At 35.2% G+C, this 16,438-nt stretch carries 30 protein-coding genes; all 30 read left to right on the forward strand.

The window, feature by feature from the left end:
• Positions 1 to 126: 126 nt before the first annotated feature.
• The 30 genes from rplC (at position 127) to eno (ending at position 16,287) form a co-directional block, all read left to right on the forward strand.
• Positions 127 to 741, forward strand: a complete 615-nt coding sequence (gene rplC, locus D9R05_RS13610) for a 50S ribosomal protein L3 (RefSeq protein WP_121667782.1) — start codon at positions 127 to 129, stop codon at positions 739 to 741.
• Positions 741 to 1,370, forward strand: a complete 630-nt coding sequence (gene rplD, locus D9R05_RS13615; protein WP_121667783.1) for a 50S ribosomal protein L4 — start codon at positions 741 to 743, stop codon at positions 1,368 to 1,370. The genes rplC and rplD overlap by 1 nt, the downstream gene beginning before the upstream one ends.
• A 5-nt stretch (positions 1,371 to 1,375) precedes the next feature.
• Positions 1,376 to 1,666, forward strand: a complete 291-nt coding sequence (gene rplW / locus D9R05_RS13620; RefSeq protein ID WP_121667784.1) for a 50S ribosomal protein L23 — start codon at positions 1,376 to 1,378, stop codon at positions 1,664 to 1,666.
• A gap of 11 nt (positions 1,667 to 1,677) precedes the next feature.
• Positions 1,678 to 2,505 carry a 50S ribosomal protein L2 gene (rplB, locus tag D9R05_RS13625; RefSeq protein ID WP_121667785.1) on the forward strand — a complete coding sequence of 276 codons (828 nt, stop codon included), beginning with the start codon at positions 1,678 to 1,680 and terminating at the stop codon, positions 2,503 to 2,505.
• Positions 2,506 to 2,512: 7 nt separating this feature from the next.
• Positions 2,513 to 2,791 carry a 30S ribosomal protein S19 gene (gene rpsS / locus D9R05_RS13630; protein ID WP_121667786.1) on the forward strand — a complete coding sequence of 93 codons (279 nt, stop codon included), beginning with the start codon at positions 2,513 to 2,515 and terminating at the stop codon, positions 2,789 to 2,791.
• Between the two features lie 8 nt (positions 2,792 to 2,799).
• Positions 2,800 to 3,207 (forward strand): 50S ribosomal protein L22, encoded by a 408-nt coding sequence (rplV, locus tag D9R05_RS13635; RefSeq protein ID WP_121667787.1) that lies wholly within the window; start codon positions 2,800 to 2,802, stop codon positions 3,205 to 3,207.
• 9 nt (positions 3,208 to 3,216) lie between these two features.
• Positions 3,217 to 3,936 carry a 30S ribosomal protein S3 gene (rpsC, locus tag D9R05_RS13640; RefSeq protein ID WP_121667788.1) on the forward strand — a complete coding sequence of 240 codons (720 nt, stop codon included), beginning with the start codon at positions 3,217 to 3,219 and terminating at the stop codon, positions 3,934 to 3,936.
• A gap of 18 nt (positions 3,937 to 3,954) precedes the next feature.
• Positions 3,955 to 4,374, forward strand: coding sequence for a 50S ribosomal protein L16 (gene rplP / locus D9R05_RS13645; RefSeq protein ID WP_121667789.1), 420 nt, complete (start codon positions 3,955 to 3,957; stop codon positions 4,372 to 4,374).
• Positions 4,375 to 4,385: 11 nt separating this feature from the next.
• Entirely contained in the window at positions 4,386 to 4,577 is a 192-nt protein-coding gene (rpmC, locus tag D9R05_RS13650) for a 50S ribosomal protein L29 (RefSeq protein WP_121667790.1), read from the forward strand.
• Between the two features lie 15 nt (positions 4,578 to 4,592).
• Positions 4,593 to 4,850, forward strand: coding sequence for a 30S ribosomal protein S17 (rpsQ, locus tag D9R05_RS13655; RefSeq protein ID WP_121667791.1), 258 nt, complete (start codon positions 4,593 to 4,595; stop codon positions 4,848 to 4,850).
• Between the two features lie 2 nt (positions 4,851 to 4,852).
• A complete protein-coding gene (rplN, locus tag D9R05_RS13660) occupies positions 4,853 to 5,221 on the forward strand; it encodes a 50S ribosomal protein L14 (protein WP_121667792.1) in 369 nt (122 codons plus the stop codon).
• A gap of 10 nt (positions 5,222 to 5,231) precedes the next feature.
• On the forward strand, positions 5,232 to 5,543 hold the full coding sequence (rplX, locus tag D9R05_RS13665) for a 50S ribosomal protein L24 (protein ID WP_121667793.1): 312 nt from the start codon (positions 5,232 to 5,234) through the stop codon (positions 5,541 to 5,543).
• Between the two features lie 2 nt (positions 5,544 to 5,545).
• Complete coding sequence (gene rplE, locus D9R05_RS13670; protein ID WP_121667794.1) at positions 5,546 to 6,097, forward strand: 50S ribosomal protein L5; 552 nt, start codon at positions 5,546 to 5,548, stop codon at positions 6,095 to 6,097.
• Between the two features lie 2 nt (positions 6,098 to 6,099).
• Positions 6,100 to 6,369: a 30S ribosomal protein S14 gene (gene rpsN / locus D9R05_RS13675; protein WP_121667795.1), complete on the forward strand. Its 270-nt coding sequence runs from the start codon at positions 6,100 to 6,102 to the stop codon at positions 6,367 to 6,369.
• Positions 6,370 to 6,425: 56 nt separating this feature from the next.
• A complete protein-coding gene (gene rpsH / locus D9R05_RS13680; protein WP_121667796.1) occupies positions 6,426 to 6,824 on the forward strand; it encodes a 30S ribosomal protein S8 in 399 nt (132 codons plus the stop codon).
• 19 nt (positions 6,825 to 6,843) lie between these two features.
• Positions 6,844 to 7,386: a 50S ribosomal protein L6 gene (rplF, locus tag D9R05_RS13685; protein WP_121667797.1), complete on the forward strand. Its 543-nt coding sequence runs from the start codon at positions 6,844 to 6,846 to the stop codon at positions 7,384 to 7,386.
• A gap of 12 nt (positions 7,387 to 7,398) precedes the next feature.
• A complete protein-coding gene (gene rplR / locus D9R05_RS13690) occupies positions 7,399 to 7,752 on the forward strand; it encodes a 50S ribosomal protein L18 (RefSeq protein WP_121667798.1) in 354 nt (117 codons plus the stop codon).
• Positions 7,753 to 7,758: 6 nt separating this feature from the next.
• A complete protein-coding gene (gene rpsE, locus D9R05_RS13695; protein ID WP_121667799.1) occupies positions 7,759 to 8,283 on the forward strand; it encodes a 30S ribosomal protein S5 in 525 nt (174 codons plus the stop codon).
• A 14-nt stretch (positions 8,284 to 8,297) separates the two neighbouring features.
• Complete coding sequence (rpmD, locus tag D9R05_RS13700; protein ID WP_121667800.1) at positions 8,298 to 8,480, forward strand: 50S ribosomal protein L30; 183 nt, start codon at positions 8,298 to 8,300, stop codon at positions 8,478 to 8,480.
• A gap of 8 nt (positions 8,481 to 8,488) precedes the next feature.
• Entirely contained in the window at positions 8,489 to 8,941 is a 453-nt protein-coding gene (rplO, locus tag D9R05_RS13705) for a 50S ribosomal protein L15 (protein ID WP_121667801.1), read from the forward strand.
• Positions 8,942 to 8,954: 13 nt separating this feature from the next.
• Positions 8,955 to 10,292: a preprotein translocase subunit SecY gene (gene secY, locus D9R05_RS13710; RefSeq protein WP_121667802.1), complete on the forward strand. Its 1,338-nt coding sequence runs from the start codon at positions 8,955 to 8,957 to the stop codon at positions 10,290 to 10,292.
• Positions 10,293 to 10,295: 3 nt separating this feature from the next.
• Positions 10,296 to 10,511, forward strand: coding sequence for a translation initiation factor IF-1 (gene infA / locus D9R05_RS13715; RefSeq protein WP_014031991.1), 216 nt, complete (start codon positions 10,296 to 10,298; stop codon positions 10,509 to 10,511).
• 116 nt (positions 10,512 to 10,627) lie between these two features.
• Positions 10,628 to 10,744 (forward strand): type B 50S ribosomal protein L36, encoded by a 117-nt coding sequence (gene ykgO, locus D9R05_RS13720; protein WP_013305171.1) that lies wholly within the window; start codon positions 10,628 to 10,630, stop codon positions 10,742 to 10,744.
• 2 nt (positions 10,745 to 10,746) lie between these two features.
• Positions 10,747 to 11,121 carry a 30S ribosomal protein S13 gene (gene rpsM, locus D9R05_RS13725; protein ID WP_121667803.1) on the forward strand — a complete coding sequence of 125 codons (375 nt, stop codon included), beginning with the start codon at positions 10,747 to 10,749 and terminating at the stop codon, positions 11,119 to 11,121.
• Between the two features lie 9 nt (positions 11,122 to 11,130).
• Positions 11,131 to 11,514: a 30S ribosomal protein S11 gene (rpsK, locus tag D9R05_RS13730; RefSeq protein WP_121667804.1), complete on the forward strand. Its 384-nt coding sequence runs from the start codon at positions 11,131 to 11,133 to the stop codon at positions 11,512 to 11,514.
• A gap of 88 nt (positions 11,515 to 11,602) precedes the next feature.
• A complete protein-coding gene (gene rpsD / locus D9R05_RS13735) occupies positions 11,603 to 12,208 on the forward strand; it encodes a 30S ribosomal protein S4 (protein ID WP_121667805.1) in 606 nt (201 codons plus the stop codon).
• A gap of 23 nt (positions 12,209 to 12,231) precedes the next feature.
• Complete coding sequence (locus D9R05_RS13740; protein WP_121667806.1) at positions 12,232 to 13,224, forward strand: DNA-directed RNA polymerase subunit alpha; 993 nt, start codon at positions 12,232 to 12,234, stop codon at positions 13,222 to 13,224.
• Positions 13,225 to 13,283: 59 nt separating this feature from the next.
• Positions 13,284 to 13,784, forward strand: coding sequence for a 50S ribosomal protein L17 (gene rplQ, locus D9R05_RS13745; RefSeq protein ID WP_121667807.1), 501 nt, complete (start codon positions 13,284 to 13,286; stop codon positions 13,782 to 13,784).
• A 91-nt stretch (positions 13,785 to 13,875) separates the two neighbouring features.
• Complete coding sequence (gene carA / locus D9R05_RS13750) at positions 13,876 to 14,988, forward strand: glutamine-hydrolyzing carbamoyl-phosphate synthase small subunit (protein WP_121667808.1); 1,113 nt, start codon at positions 13,876 to 13,878, stop codon at positions 14,986 to 14,988.
• Positions 14,989 to 15,000: 12 nt separating this feature from the next.
• On the forward strand, positions 15,001 to 16,287 hold the full coding sequence (eno, locus tag D9R05_RS13755; RefSeq protein WP_121667809.1) for a phosphopyruvate hydratase: 1,287 nt from the start codon (positions 15,001 to 15,003) through the stop codon (positions 16,285 to 16,287).
• The last annotated feature ends 151 nt before the right edge of the window (positions 16,288 to 16,438 follow it).

Genomic DNA, 16,438 nt, shown 5'->3' on the forward strand with positions numbered 1-16,438 from the left:
CTGAATAATTATTTCAGGAACATGTCCTGAGCTGCGTGCGAGGGAAAAACGGAATGAAAAATACATAGGACTAGTATTTTTCTAGTCCTATTTTTTTAATAATAGTTTAATTAATAATTAATAAATATGTCTGGGTTAATAGGAAAAAAAATCGGTATGACCAGCATTTTTGACGAGAATGGAAAAAATATTCCATGTACCGTTATACAAGCTGGGCCATGCGTAGTTACCCAAGTCAGAACCAATGAGGTTGACGGGTATGAAGCACTTCAACTTGGTTTCGATGACAGAACAGACAAAAGTACTGTTAAAGCTGCTCAAGGGCACTTTAAAAAAGCTGGTACTGTTGCCAAACGTAAAGTTGTCGAGTTTCAAGGTTTCGAAGGGGATCACAATTTAGGTGATGAAATTACTGTAGAACATTTTACTGAAGGAGAATTTGTTGATGTATCAGGTACTTCTAAAGGTAAAGGTTTTCAGGGTGTTGTTAAAAGACATGGGTTTAGAGGGTCATCTAAAACTCACGGTCAACAAAGTATGCTAAGAGCTCCAGGTTCTGTTGGGGCAGCTTCTTATCCTGCACGTATCTTTAAAGGTATGCGTATGGCTGGCCAAATGGGAGGAGATAAAGTGAAAGTACAAAACCTTAAAGTGTTGAAGGTGGTTTCTGATAAGAATCTACTGGTTGTGAAGGGCTGTGTTCCAGGTCACAAAAACGCTTATGTAACTATACAGAAGTAATGAAAGTAGCAGTATTAGATATTAAAGGAAAAGAAACAGGAAGAAAGGCAGACCTTTCTGATGCTGTTTTTGGAATTGAACCTAATGATCACGCTGTTTATTTAGATGTGAAACAGTATTTGGCTAATCAACGCCAAGGTACTCACAAAGCAAAAGAGCGTGCTGAAATTAAAGGAAGTACAAGAAAGATTAAAAAGCAAAAAGGAACCGGTACTGCAAGAGCAGGTAGTATAAAATCTCCAATTTTCAAAGGTGGAGGTAGAGTTTTTGGTCCTAGACCAAAAGACTACGGTTTTAAATTGAATAAAAACCTTAAGCGTTTAGCTAGAAAATCTGCATTAAGTCAGAAAGCAAAGGATAACGCTATTGTTGTAGTTGAGGATTTTGATTTCGATACGCCTAAAACAAAAAACTTTATTGAAGTTTTAAATAGCTTAGGCTTAAACGGTAAAAAATCTTTAATCGTGTTGGGTGGGTCAAATAAAAATGTATATTTGTCATCACGCAATTTAAAGAGCTCTGAAGTTATAACTAACTCAGAATTAAGTACTTACAAAATACTTAATGCTAAAAATGTTGTGCTTTTAGAGGGTTCTTTAGAAGGAATAGAGTCGAATTTGAGTAAATAAGCATTATGAGTATCTTAAAAAAACCTATTATTACAGAAAAGGCAACAAACGATAGTGAGTTGAATAACCGCTTCGCTTTTGTTGTGGATAATAAGGCGAACAAGATTGAAATTAAAGACGCAGTAGAGTCTGCTTATGGTGTTTCAGTTGAAAAAGTTCGTACTATGAATGTCCGTCCAAATCGCAAGAGTCGTTATACGAAAACTGGGATTGTTACTGGTAAAACAAATGCTTATAAAAAAGCAATTGTACAGGTGGCGGAAGGAGAAACTATAGATTTATATGCTAATCTTTAAGAGAATTAGAAATGTCGGTTAGAAAATTAAAACCAATTACTCCTGGTCAGCGATTTAGAGTTGTTAATGGGTATGACGCCATTACAACTGACAAGCCGGAGAAAAGCTTGCTTGCTCCGAAAAAAAGATCTGGAGGTAGAAACAGTCAAGGAAAAATGACTATGCGCTATTTAGGTGGTGGTCATAAGAAACGTTATCGTGTTATTGATTTTAAACGTGATAAGCAAGGTGTTCCTGGAACGGTAGCTTCGATAGAGTATGATCCTAATAGGACTGCTTTTATTGCGTTGTTGAATTATCAAGACGGAGAGAAGCGTTACGTGATAGCTCAAAATGGGCTTCAGGTAGGGCAAAATCTTGTGTCTGGTACGTCTGGAATTGCTACAGAGATAGGGAATGCGATGCCATTATCTCAGATACCATTAGGTACAGTAGTTTCTTGTGTTGAGCTGCGTCCTGGACAGGGTGCTGTCATGGCGAGAAGTGCTGGAGCTTTTGCTCAGCTAATGGCTAGAGAAGGAAAGTACGCTACAATTAAATTACCTTCGGGTGAAACTAGAATGGTTTTAGCTGAATGTTTAGCAACTATTGGTGCTGTGTCTAACAGTGATCATCAGTTGATGGTTTCAGGTAAAGCGGGTAGAAAACGTTGGTTAGGTAGAAGACCAAGAACAAGACCAGTGGTGATGAATCCTGTAGATCACCCAATGGGTGGTGGAGAAGGTCGTGCTTCTGGAGGTCATCCAAGATCAAGAAAAGGTCTTCCTGCAAAAGGTTTCAGAACTCGTTCTAAAACCAAATCGAGTAATAAGTATATTGTAGAACGTAGAAAGAAATAATTAAGATATGGCACGTTCATTAAAAAAAGGACCTTACGTTCACTATAAGTTAGAGAAAAAAGTTGCTCAAAATGTTGAGTCTGGTAAGAAAACCGTGATCAAAACTTGGTCTCGCGCTTCGATGATTACACCAGATTTTGTAGGGCAAACTATCGGAGTTCATAATGGGAAACAATTTGTTCCTGTTTATGTTACAGAGAATATGGTAGGTCATAAATTAGGAGAATTTTCACCAACTAGATCTTTTAGAGGTCACGCTGGTGCAAAAAATAAAGGTAAAAAATAATTGAAGCTATGGGAGTTCGTAAAAGAGAGAGAGCAGAGCAAATAAAAGAGGCTAAAAAGCAAGTAGCTTTTGCAAAGCTAAATAACTGCCCTACTTCACCAAGAAAAATGCGATTAGTTGCAGATTTGGTAAGAGGTGAAGGTGTAGAGAAAGCGCTTCAAATTTTAAAATTCAGCTCTAAAGAAGCGTCAGGTAGAGTAGAAAAGCTTTTGCTTTCAGCTATTGCAAACTGGCAAATGAAGAATGAAGATGCTAGTTTAGAAGATGCGGAGTTGTTTATTAAAGAGATTCGTGTGGATGGAGGAAGTATGTTGAAAAGACTTCGTCCTGCCCCACAAGGAAGAGCACATAGAATTAGAAAAAGATCTAACCATGTTACACTTGTGTTAGGATCTAATAACAATACACAAAGCTAAGTAAGGAGTATGGGACAAAAAACAAATCCAATCGGAAACAGACTTGGTATCATTAAAGGATGGGAATCTAACTGGTACGGAGGAGATGATTACGGTAATAAACTTGCCGAAGATGATAAGATTAGAAAGTATATCCATGCACGTCTTTCAAAAGCTAGTGTATCTAGAGTGATTATCGAGCGTACACTTAAACTTGTAACCGTTACTATCACCACCGCTCGTCCAGGTATTATAATTGGAAAAGGCGGTCAGGAGGTAGACAAGTTGAAAGAAGAGCTTAAGAAAATCACAGGCAAGGAGGTTCAGGTTAATATTTTTGAAATTAAAAGACCTGAATTAGATGCTCATCTAGTAGCAGCGAGTGTTGCAAGACAAATAGAAAATCGTATTTCTTATCGTCGTGCAATTAAAATGGCTATTGCTGCTGCAATGCGTATGAATGCAGAAGGAATTAAAATCCAGATTTCAGGTCGTTTAAACGGTGCTGAGATGGCGCGTTCAGAAGCTTATAAAGATGGTAGAATTCCATTGTCAACCTTTAGAGCCGACATTGATTATGCTTTAGTTGAAGCGCATACTACTTATGGTAGATTGGGCATTAAAGTATGGATTATGAAAGGCGAGGTATACGGAAAAAGAGAACTTTCTCCGCTTGTAGGTTTATCTAAAAAGCAAGGAGGGAAATCTGGATCTGGACGAGGTGGTAACAAATCACGTCGTAGAAAGTAATTTTTTAAAGAAAAAGAAATGTTACAGCCTAAAAGAACAAAATACCGTAAGCAGCAAAAAGGTCGTATGAAAGGAAATGCACAGAGAGGGCATAGACTTTCAAATGGGACTTTCGGAATCAAATCATTAGATTCTAGTTTTGTTACTGCAAGACAAATAGAGGCAGCTCGTATTGCTGCTACTCGTTATATGAAAAGGGAAGGATCTTTATGGATTAAAATTTTCCCAGACAAGCCTATTACCAAAAAACCATTAGAAGTACGTATGGGTAAAGGTAAAGGTAACGTAGAGTATTGGGCCGCTGTAGTGAAGCCAGGAAGAATCCTTTTTGAATTAGGAGGAGTTTCGATGGCAACTGCTAAAGAGGCGTTACGTCTTGCAGCGCAAAAATTACCCGTGAGAACTAAATTTATTGTAGCTAGGGATTATCAAGAATAATTTTTGAAATTATGAAACAATCAGAAGTAGAAAAATTATCGGTAGCTGAATTGCAAGAAGAAATTGCTAAAGCAAAGCAATCTTACACAGATTTAAAAATGGCTCATGCAATTACGCCGTTAGATAATCCGGCGCAGTTAAGAACTGTTAGAAGGACTAATGCGCGATTAGCAACAGAACTGACAAAAAGAGAATTACAATAATTCTGCTGAAGTAAGATGGAAAAAAGAAACTTAAGAAAAGAACGTATAGGTGTTGTTACTAGTAACAGAATGGAGAAATCTATTGTTGTTTCTGAAGTAAAGAAAATGAAACACCCTATGTATGGAAAATTCGTTTTAAAGACGAAGAAATACGTAGCGCACGACGAGACAAATGACTGCAACGAAGGGGATACTGTAAAGATCATGGAAACACGACCTTTAAGTAAAACTAAAAGTTGGAGATTAGTAGAAATAATTGAAAGAGCGAAGTAATTATGGTACAACAAGAGTCTAGATTAAGAGTGGCAGATAATACCGGAGCTAAAGAAGTATTAGCAATTCGTGTATTAGGAGGTACAAAAAAGAGATACGCTTCTGTTGGAGACAAAATCGTTGTCAGCGTAAAAGAAGCTACACCTAATGGAAACATTAAAAAAGGTGCAGTTTCTACAGCAGTTGTTGTTCGTACCAAAAAAGAAGTACGCAGACCAGACGGATCTTATATCCGTTTTGATGATAATGCGTGTGTTCTTCTAAACCCAACTGGGGAGATGAGAGGAACACGTGTTTTTGGGCCTGTGGCGAGAGAACTTCGTGATAAACAATTTATGAAGATTGTATCATTAGCACCAGAGGTGCTTTAATACAGAAAAGATGGCAAAGCTTAAAATAAAATCAGGAGATACCGTGAAGGTGATTGCTGGAGATCATAAAGGTCAAGAAGGTAAAGTACAAGTGGTATTAATTGAAAAGAATAAAGCAATTGTAGAAGGTGTTAACATGATTTCTAAACATGAGAAACCAAGTGCATCTAACCCACAAGGTGGAATTGCAAAAAAAGAAGCTCCAATCCATATCTCAAACCTTGCTTTAGTAGATAAAGACGGTAACACAACTCGTGTTGGATATAGAATGGAAGGTGATAATAAAGTGAGATTTTCTAAAAAATCTAATGAAGTAATTTAGTTATGAGTTACGTACCAAGACTTAAACAAGAGTATAAAGACAAGGTCATTTCAGCTCTTACAGAGGAGTTCAGTTATGAGAATAAAATGCAAGTTCCAAAGCTAACTAAGATCGTTCTTAGTAGAGGTGTAGGTGCTGCAGTAGCTGACAAAAAACTTATTGACCACGCTGTTGAGGAATTAACCACAATAACGGGTCAAAAAGCGGTATCAACTATTTCTAAAAAAGATGTTGCTACATTTAAATTACGTAAAGGGATGCCAATTGGTGCAAAAGTTACCTTAAGAGGTGAACGTATGTACGAATTTTTAGACCGTTTAATAACTGCTGCACTTCCGCGAGTTCGTGATTTTAATGGGATTAGTGCTACAGGATTTGATGGAAGAGGGAATTATAACCTTGGTGTAACTGAGCAAATAATTTTTCCTGAGATCAATATTGATAGTGTAAACAGAATTAACGGTATGGATATTACATTTGTAACTACCGCAAATACTGATAAGGAAGCAAAATCATTGTTAACTGAACTAGGATTACCTTTTAAAAAGAATTAATTATGGCTAAAGAATCAATGAAAGCCCGTGAGGTGAAAAGACAGAAATTGGTAGATAAGTATGCTGATAAACGTAAAGCTTTAAAAGAAGCTGGAGATTATGAAGCATTGCAGAAATTGCCAAAAAATTCTTCACCGGTACGTTTGCATAATCGTTGTAAACTTACAGGTAGACCGAAAGGGTATATGAGACAATTTGGCGTTTCTCGTGTTATGTTTAGAGAAATGGCTAATAAAGGATTAATTCCTGGAGTAAAAAAAGCCAGTTGGTAAATTTATAAATGGGTTGAAGGTTCATTATTGAAAACCACAACCATAAATTAGAATAGATGAATACAGATCCTATTGCAGATTATTTAACAAGAATTAGAAATGCTGTTGCGGCAAACCATAGAGTGGTTGAAATTCCAGCATCTAATTTAAAGAAACAGATCACAAAGATATTATTCGATCAAGGATATGTTCTTAGTTACAAATTTGAAGATGAGACCGCTCAAGGAACCATCAAAATAGCTCTTAAGTATGATAAGGATACTAAAGAATCGGTAATTAAGGAGATTCAACGAATAAGTAAACCTGGTTTACGTAAATATGCAGGTGCTGAAGAATTGCCAAGAATTCTTAATGGCTTAGGTGTTGCTATTGTTTCTACTTCACACGGAGTAATGACAGACAAACAGGCTAGAAAAGAAAAAGTTGGTGGAGAAGTACTTTGCTACGTTTACTAATACTTAAAAGACGAAAACAATGTCAAGAATAGGTAAAAGTCCCGTAACCATTCCAGAAGGCGTTAATGTAGACGTTAAGAACGGAATAGTAACGGTTAAAGGAAAATTAGGAGAGCTAACGCAAGAGTTCAGCGATATAGATATTAAAATAGAAGACGATAAAATCGTTTTAGAAAGACCTTCAGAAAAAAAGGTTTTCAAATCTAAACACGGTTTGTACAGAGCTTTGATTAACAACATGATTCAGGGTGTATCTAAAGGATATACAAAAGAACTTGAATTAGTTGGTGTAGGGTACAGAGCAACCAATCAAGGGCAGAAGTTAGATTTAGCTATTGGTTATTCTCATAACATTGTAGTAGATTTAGCTCCTGAAGTTAAGGTTGAAACCGTGAGTGAGAAAGGTAAAAACCCAATTGTTAAATTAACATCTCACGATAAGCAATTAGTAGGACAAGTTGCTGCAAAAATTCGAGGCTTCCGTAAACCTGAACCTTACAAAGGAAAAGGGATTAAATTTGTAGGAGAGCAATTACGAAGAAAAGCAGGTAAATCAGCTTAATAAAGTGTAGTTATGGCATTTTCAAAAGTAAAAAGAAGAAATAAAATTAGAAAAAGGATTCGTAAGAATCTGGTTGGTACAGCTGAAACACCAAGATTATCAGTTTTTAGAAGTAATAAAGAAATTTATGCTCAAATAATTGATGATGTTGAGGGGAAGACTTTAGTATCAGCCTCTTCTAGAGATAAAGGTGTAAGCACAGAAGGTTCAAAATCTGATGTAGCTACAGCTGTTGGGAAATTAATTGCTGAAAAAGCAACACAAAATGGAATAAATACCATTACTTTTGACAGAAGTGGTTATTTATACCATGGTAGAGTTAAATCATTAGCAGAAGGTGCTCGCGAAGGAGGACTTAAATTCTAAAAAGATATGTATCAAGATTATAAAAACGTAGAACGTGTAAAGCCAAGCGGCTTAGACTTAAAAGATCGTTTAGTTGGAGTACAACGGGTAACTAAAGTTACTAAAGGTGGTAGAGCTTTTGGATTTTCTGCTATCGTTGTTGTAGGAGATGAAAATGGTGTTGTTGGTCAAGGTTTAGGTAAATCTAAAGAAGTTGCAGAAGCTATTGCTAAGGCAGTAGAAGATGCAAAGAAGAATTTGGTTCGTATTCCCTTACATAAAGGAACTTTGCCTCACGAGCAAAAAGGTAAATATGGAGGAGCTAGAGTATTGTTAATTCCAGCTTCAACAGGTACCGGTGTAATTGCTGGTGGTGCAATCCGTTCAGTATTAGAATCAGTAGGTGTGCATGATGTACTATCTAAAAACCAAGGTTCTTCTAACCCGCATAATGTTGTAAAGGCAACTTTTGATGCGTTACTTAAATTACGTAGTGCAGATACTGTTGCGAAACAACGTGGTATTTCTTTAGATAAGGTTTTTAACGGATAATAATTCAAGGAAACATGGGAAAGATAAAAGTAACTAAAGTAAGAAGTGCGATTAACCGTACTAAAAACCAAAAGCTTACTCTAGAAGCATTAGGATTGAAAAAAATTGGGCAAAGCGTTGAGCATAATGATTCGCCTAACATCCTTGGAATGGTAAATAAAGTGAAACATTTAGTTTCTGTAGAAGAAACAAAATAAGATAAGCAATGGAATTAAATAACTTAAAACCTGCAAAGGGTTCAGTGCGTAGTAATAATAAGCGTGTAGGGCGTGGAGAAGGATCAGGTAAAGGAGGTACTTCAACTCGTGGGCACAAAGGTGCTAAATCTCGTTCAGGTTATTCTAAGAAAATCGGTTTTGAAGGTGGTCAGATGCCACTTCAAAGACGAGTTCCTAAATTCGGTTTTAACAATATTAATCGTAAAGAATACCAAGGTGTTAATTTAGATACGCTTCAACAATTAGTTGATGATGGTAAAATTAAAGATACGGTTGATTTTGAAACTTTAATCGAAAATCGTTTAGCTAGAAAGAATGAACTGGTTAAGATTTTAGGAAGAGGTGAACTTAAAGCAAAATTAAAGGTTTCTGCTCATAAATTTACTGCCTCTGCTAAAGAAGCTATTGAGGCTGCAGGAGGAGAAGCGGTAACCTTATAATTAAGACATTAGCATGAAATTTATTGAAACAATAAAAAACATTTGGAAAATAGAAGAGCTCAAAAATCGTATTTTAGTTACGCTTGGGCTCTTATTAGTGTATAGATTTGGAACACAAATTGTACTTCCCGGAATTGACGCTGCTCAATTAGCAGATTTATCAACTCAAGCAGATGGAGGTTTACTTGGTTTACTGAACGCATTTACTGGGGGGGCATTTGCAAATGCTTCTATTTTTGCATTAGGTATTATGCCTTACATCTCTGCATCTATTGTGGTGCAGTTAATGGGTATTGCTGTTCCTTACCTTCAAAAACTCCAAAAAGAAGGAGAGAGTGGTAGAAAGAAAATTAACCAAATAACACGCTGGTTGACGATTGCTATAACTTTGGTTCAAGGACCAGGTTATATTTATAATCTTTTCTCTACACTACCAGAAAGCGCTTTTTTAATGGGTGATTCTCTTTCGTTTATTGTTTCTTCTGTAATCATTCTGACAACAGGAACTATTTTTGCAATGTGGTTAGGAGAACGTATTACAGATAAAGGTATTGGTAACGGTATTTCTTTGCTTATTATGGTAGGGATTATAGCCACTTTGCCGCAATCATTTTTACAAGAATGGGTTTCAAGAGTTTCTGAATCTAACGGAGGTATGGTTATGATTCTTATTGAATTGGTCATCTGGTTTGCTATCATTTTTGCATCAGTAATGCTTGTGATGGCCGTTCGTCAGATTCCTGTTCAATATGCGAGAAGAAATGCTTCAGGAGGCTATGAAAAAAATATTTTTGGAGGAGCTAGACAGTTTATTCCATTAAAATTAAATGCTTCAGGGGTAATGCCAATTATATTTGCACAAGCAATTATGTTTATTCCTGCAGCATTAGCCGGTCTTTCGGATTCAGAAACAGCACAGGGTATAGCAGGAGCTTTTAATAATATATTTGGTTTTTGGTATAACTTAGTGTTCGCACTATTGATTATCATATTTACGTATTTCTATACTGCCATTACAGTACCAACTAATAAAATGGCGGATGATTTAAAGCGTAGTGGTGGATTTATTCCTGGAATTAAACCCGGGACAGATACAGCAGAATATTTAGATAGAATAATGTCTCAAATCACACTTCCAGGTTCTGTATTTTTAGCATTAATTGCGATATTTCCTGCAATTATTGTTTCTATAGGAGTACAGCAAGGATGGGCTCTATTTTTTGGAGGTACATCTTTACTGATTATGGTTGGGGTTGCTATAGATACGATGCAACAAGTTAATTCGTATTTGTTGAATAGACATTATGATGGACTAATGAAATCAGGTAGAAATCGAAAAGCAGTAGCTTAAATTATGGCAAAACAACCCGCGATAGAACAAGACGGAACTATTATTGAAGCATTATCTAATGCAATGTTTAGAGTAGAACTGGAAAATGGTCATGTAGTAACTGCGCACATTTCAGGTAAAATGCGTATGCACTATATAAAATTATTACCAGGAGATAAAGTGAAATTAGAAATGAGTCCTTACGATTTAACAAAGGCTCGAATTACATATAGATACTAATAATTGATTAAAAGATAGGAGTTTAGAAATTTTTCATTACTTTTGCAATCCGAAAAATTTTTAAATAACTGTAAAACGTTACTATAACGTTACTTTTATTAGAAAAAACAAAAGAGATGAAAGTAAGAGCATCAGTAAAAAAACGAAGCGCCGACTGCAAAATTGTACGCAGAAAAGGTAGGCTTTACGTTATTAACAAAAAGAATCCTAGATTTAAACAAAGACAAGGGTAATTATGGCAAGAATTGCAGGTGTTGACATACCAAAACAAAAGCGAGGAGTTATAGCATTGACCTATATCTTCGGAATTGGCAAAAGTAGGGCTCAAGAAATCCTTAAAAATGCCAAAGTAGATGAAAGTACAAAGGTTTCTGATTGGACAGACGAAGAGATTGGTAGAATTCGTGAAACCATTGGTAATTACACAATAGAAGGAGAGCTTCGTTCTGAGGTTCAGTTAAGTATTAAGCGCTTAATGGATATTGGTTGTTACAGAGGAATTCGTCATAGAACCGGACTTCCTTTAAGAGGTCAGCGAACTAAAAATAACTCTAGAACGCGTAAGGGAAGAAGAAAAACAGTTGCTAACAAGAAAAAAGCAACTAAATAATAAGTAATTATGGCAAAATCGACAACAAAAAAGCGTAAAGTAAACGTTGATTCTTTTGGAGAAGCGCATATTACTGCTTCTTTTAATAATATCATTGTTTGTTTGACAAATAAAAATGGAGACGTTATTTCTTGGTCATCAGCAGGAAAAATGGGTTTCAGAGGTAGTAAGAAAAATACTCCTTACGCTGCTCAATTAGCTGCTGAAGATGCTTCTAAAGTAGCTAGTGAAGCTGGTTTGAAGAAAGTGAAAGTTTATGTGAAAGGACCTGGAAACGGTAGAGAGTCTGCAATAAGATCTATCCATAATGGAGGAATCGAAGTTACAGAAATTATCGATATCACTCCAATTCCACACAATGGGTGTCGTCCTCCTAAAAGACGAAGAGTATAAGTAATTTAAAAACTAAAAGGTATTACGATTATCGAAGGATTAATAACTTAGACCTTAATTCATAATCACCTTTTAAAAAAATAAATAAATGGCAAGATATACTGGTCCAAAAACTAAAATAGCTCGAAAATTTGGTGAGGCTATATTCGGAGATGATAAATCTTTCGAAAAAAGAAATTATCCTCCTGGTCAACACGGGAATAATAGAAGAAGAGGTAAAAAGTCTGAATACGCAATTCAGTTAGCTGAAAAGCAAAAAGCTAAATATACCTATGGTATTTTAGAGCGTCAATTCAGAAATATGTTTAAAAAAGCAACTCGTGCTCAGGGAATTACCGGTGAGGTTTTATTACAATTGTGTGAATCTCGTTTGGATAATGTTGTTTATAGAATGGGGGTTTCTCCATCTAGAAGAGGAGCGAGACAATTAGTTTCTCACAGACACATAACTGTGAATGGAGAGATTGTTAATATTCCATCTTACCACTTGAAAGAAGGAGATGTTGTAGGGGTAAGAGAGAAGTCTAAATCATTAACGGCTATCCAGAGTTCTTTAGAGAATTCAAGTAGTGTATACGAATGGATTACTTGGAATAGTGAAAAGAAAGAAGGAACTTTTGTAACTACTCCTTCTAGAATTCAGATTCCAGAAAACATAAACGAACAATTTATCGTCGAATTATATTCTAAATAATTTTTAACAGACAGACTCACAATATGGCAATACTTAATTTTCAAAAGCCCGATAAAGTTATCATGATCGATTCAACTGAGTTTGAAGGGAAGTTTGAATTCCGCCCTTTAGAACCTGGTTACGGATTGACTGTTGGTAACGCTTTAAGACGAGTACTGTTGTCTTCTTTAGAAGGATTTGCGATTACATCTCTTCGTATAGAAGGTGTAGATCACGAATTTTCTACCATCGCTGGCGTTGTAGAAGATGTAACAGAAATTATTTTGAACCTTAAGCAAGTTCGCTTCAAAAGACAAATAGAAGAAGTAGATAATGAAACAATTACTGCATCTTTGTCTGGTAAAGAACAAATAACAGCGGGTGATTTACAAAAATTCATCTCAGGTTTTCAAGTATTAAATCCAGATTTAGTACTTTGTAACTTAGAGAAAAGTGTAAATCTTAATATGGAACTTACTATCGATAAAGGTAGAGGTTATGTTCCTGCTGAAGAAAATAAAAAATCTAATGCTGCATTAGGTACGATTTTTACAGATTCTATTTACACTCCCATTAAGAATGTAAAATATAGCATCGAGAATTTTCGTGTAGAGCAAAAAACCGATTATGAAAAATTAGTTTTTGAAATCAGTACAGATGGTTCTATTCATCCAAAAGATGCTTTAACGGAAGCTGCAAAAATCTTAATTCACCACTTCATGTTATTCTCTGATGAGCGTATAACATTAGAAGCTGATGAAATTGCACAAACAGAAACATACGACGAAGAATCGTTGCATATGCGTCAATTATTGAAAACTAAATTAGTAGATTTAGATCTTTCGGTAAGAGCATTGAACTGTTTAAAAGCAGCTGAAGTAGATACTTTAGGAGACTTAGTATCTTATAATAAAAACGATTTGATGAAGTTCCGTAATTTCGGAAAGAAATCTTTAACAGAATTAGAAGAACTAGTGAATGTTAAAGGATTAAATTTCGGAATGGATCTTTCAAAATATAAATTAGATAAAGATTAATTCATCATATTTTGCTCCCCGCGAGGGTTTAGTAGCAAGATGATGTTAAATAAAAAGTCATGAGACACGGAAAGAAATTCAATCATTTAAGTAGAAAGACGGCGCATAGAAAAGCAATGTTAGCAAATATGTCGGCTTCTCTAATTGAACATAAACGTATAAACACTACACTTGCTAAAGCAAAAGCTTTAAAACAATTTGTAGAACCGTTAGTAACAAAGTCAAAAACCGATACTACACATAACAGGAGATTAGTATTTTCTAAGCTTCGTGATAAGTACGCTGTGAGTGAACTTTTTAGAGAGGTAGCTCCAAAGGTTGGTGATAGACCGGGAGGTTATACACGTATCATCAAGTTAGGAAACAGACTTGGGGATAACGCTGAAATGGCACTTATAGAATTAGTAGACTTTAATGAAGTTTATAATGTTGATGCTACTAAGAAGAAATCAACTCGTCGTAGTAGAAGAGGAGGAGGAAGCAAAAGTAAGTCTGAAACTACTACAGCTGAAACTTCTACTGAATCTAAAGAAGAAAAATCATCTAAAGACGATGAGTAAAATGAATATTCTTATTGAATAATTTTTTGAAAAGAAGGATAAGCTTTTAGAGTTTATCCTTTTTTTTTAATTTTTCTTATAAATAAAAACAATGAAATATCACGTTCGTAAAAAAGCAATCTTACTCTTAGAAGACGGAACCATTTTTCATGGTAAATTAATTGGAGATCAAGAAGGAACATCATTTGGTGAAGTTGCCTTCAATACTGGTATGACAGGATATCAGGAGATTTTTACAGATCCATCTTATTATGGGCAACTTATGGTTACAACTAATGCTCATATTGGTAATTATGGAACTTTTAGTGAAGAAATTGAATCAGAAAGTATTAAAATTGCCGGTTTAATTTGTAAAAATTTTAGTTATAATTATTCTCGAGTAAAATCAGATTTATCTTTAGAAGAATTTCTCAAAAAATTTAATCTTGTAGCAATTTCAGATGTAGATACAAGAGCTTTGGTTTCTTATATTAGAGAAAATGGAGCTATGAATGCTGTTATTTCTACTCGCGTTGATGAAATTAATACATTAAAAAAGGAGTTAAGTGAAATTCCTGATATGGCTGGTTTAGAATTAGCGTCAAAGGTATCAACTAAAGAACCATATTTTGTAGGTGACGAAAATGCAACCTATAAAATCGCTGCCCTAGATATAGGTATCAAAAAAAATATACTTCGTAATCTTGCCAAAAGAGATTGCTATATAAAAGTTTTTCCCTATAACACAACTTACCAAGAAATGAGTTCTTGGAATCCTGATGGTTACTTCTTGTCAAATGGTCCTGGAGATCCAGAACCCTTGACTGATGCTATTAACTTGGCTAAAGAGATAATAGAGAATGATCATCCGTTATTTGGAATTTGTTTAGGACATCAGATTATTGCGCTAGCCAATGGTGTTTCTACATTTAAAATGCACCACGGACATCGAGGGATTAATCACCCGGTAAAAAACTTAATAACTGGTAAAGGAGAAATCACTTCTCAGAACCACGGATTTGCTGTGAGTAGAGAAAGTCTAGAAAGTAATGGTGAAGTAGAAATTACACACACTCATCTTAATGATAATACTGTTGCTGGTTTAAAAATGAAAAATAAAAATTGTTTTTCAGTACAGTATCATCCAGAGGCTAGTCCTGGTCCTCACGATGCAAGTTATTTATTTGATGATTTTATAGAAAATATAAAAAAAAGTAAGGCCTAAAAATTTACGGATATGAGTTTAATCATAGATATTCACGCAAGACAAATTTTTGATTCAAGGGGGAACCCTACGGTAGAGGTTGACGTTATAACTGAAAATGGATTTTTAGGTAGAGCGGCCGTTCCATCGGGAGCATCTACAGGAGAACACGAAGCGGTTGAACTTAGAGACGGCGGAAGTGATTTTATGGGTAAAGGTGTAAAAAATGCAGTTGATAATGTCAATAATCAAATTGCTGATAGGCTCTTAGGACTTTCTGTGTTTGAGCAAGAAAGTATTGATAAAACGATGTTAGATCTAGACGGAACACCTAATAAATCTAATTTAGGAGCAAATGCAATTTTGGGTGTTTCTCTAGCAGTTGCTCATGCTGCAGCAAATGAATTAAGCTTGCCTTTATATCGCTATATTGGTGGAGTAAGCGCTAAAACGCTTCCTGTACCTATGATGAATATTATTAATGGAGGTTCTCATTCTGATGCGCCTATAGCATTTCAAGAATTTATGATAATGCCTGTAAAATCCTCTAGCTTTTCAGAAGCATTACAAATGGGAACAGAAATATTCCATCATTTAAAACAAGTGTTAAAAAATCGCGGTTTAAGCACTGCAGTTGGTGATGAAGGTGGGTTTGCACCAACACTTAAGGGTACAGAAGACGCATTAGATTCAATTAAAGAAGCTGTAGAAAGTGCCGGGTATAAATTTGGAAGTGAAATTATGATCGCTTTAGATTGTGCTGCAGCAGAATTTTACAAAAATGGAAAATATGACTATTCTATTTTTGAAGCTGAGCAAGGCAAGATTAGAAATAGTCAAGAGCAAGCAGATTATTTAGCAGAATTAGTTGATAATTATCCAATCATTTCTATTGAAGATGGAATGGATGAAAACGATTGGGATGGTTGGCAGTATTTAACTGAAAAAATAGGCCATAAAGTTCAATTAGTCGGCGATGATTTATTTGTAACCAATGTAGAGCGTTTAGAAAAAGGAATTAGTAATAAGGTGGCTAATTCAATTTTAATTAAAGTGAATCAAATTGGTACACTTTCAGAAACTATTGCGGCGGTTAATATGGCGCATAATGCAGGTTACACTTCTGTGATGTCTCACCGTTCAGGGGAAACAGAAGATAATACAATTGCAGATTTAGCGGTTGCTTTAAATACAGGACAGATAAAAACAGGTTCTGCTTCAAGAAGTGATAGAATGGCAAAATATAACCAGTTATTACGTATTGAAGAGCAGTTAGCAGAAACAGCTTTTTATCCACAAGAAAAAGCTTTTAAGATATAATTTTTGATAGCAATAATTTTCAAAAGCGTAACTTTTTGTTACGCTTTTTTTATGTTGAATAATTTTTGATGATTTATTCAATTAAAATTAATATAAATTGACCGTCTTGCTTTAAATTTCAGGGCTTTCTTAACGTGTGTTTAACAGTAAA

The organism is Mesonia aquimarina, from assembly GCF_003667275.1.
GTDB classification, from domain to species: domain Bacteria; phylum Bacteroidota; class Bacteroidia; order Flavobacteriales; family Flavobacteriaceae; genus Mesonia; species Mesonia aquimarina.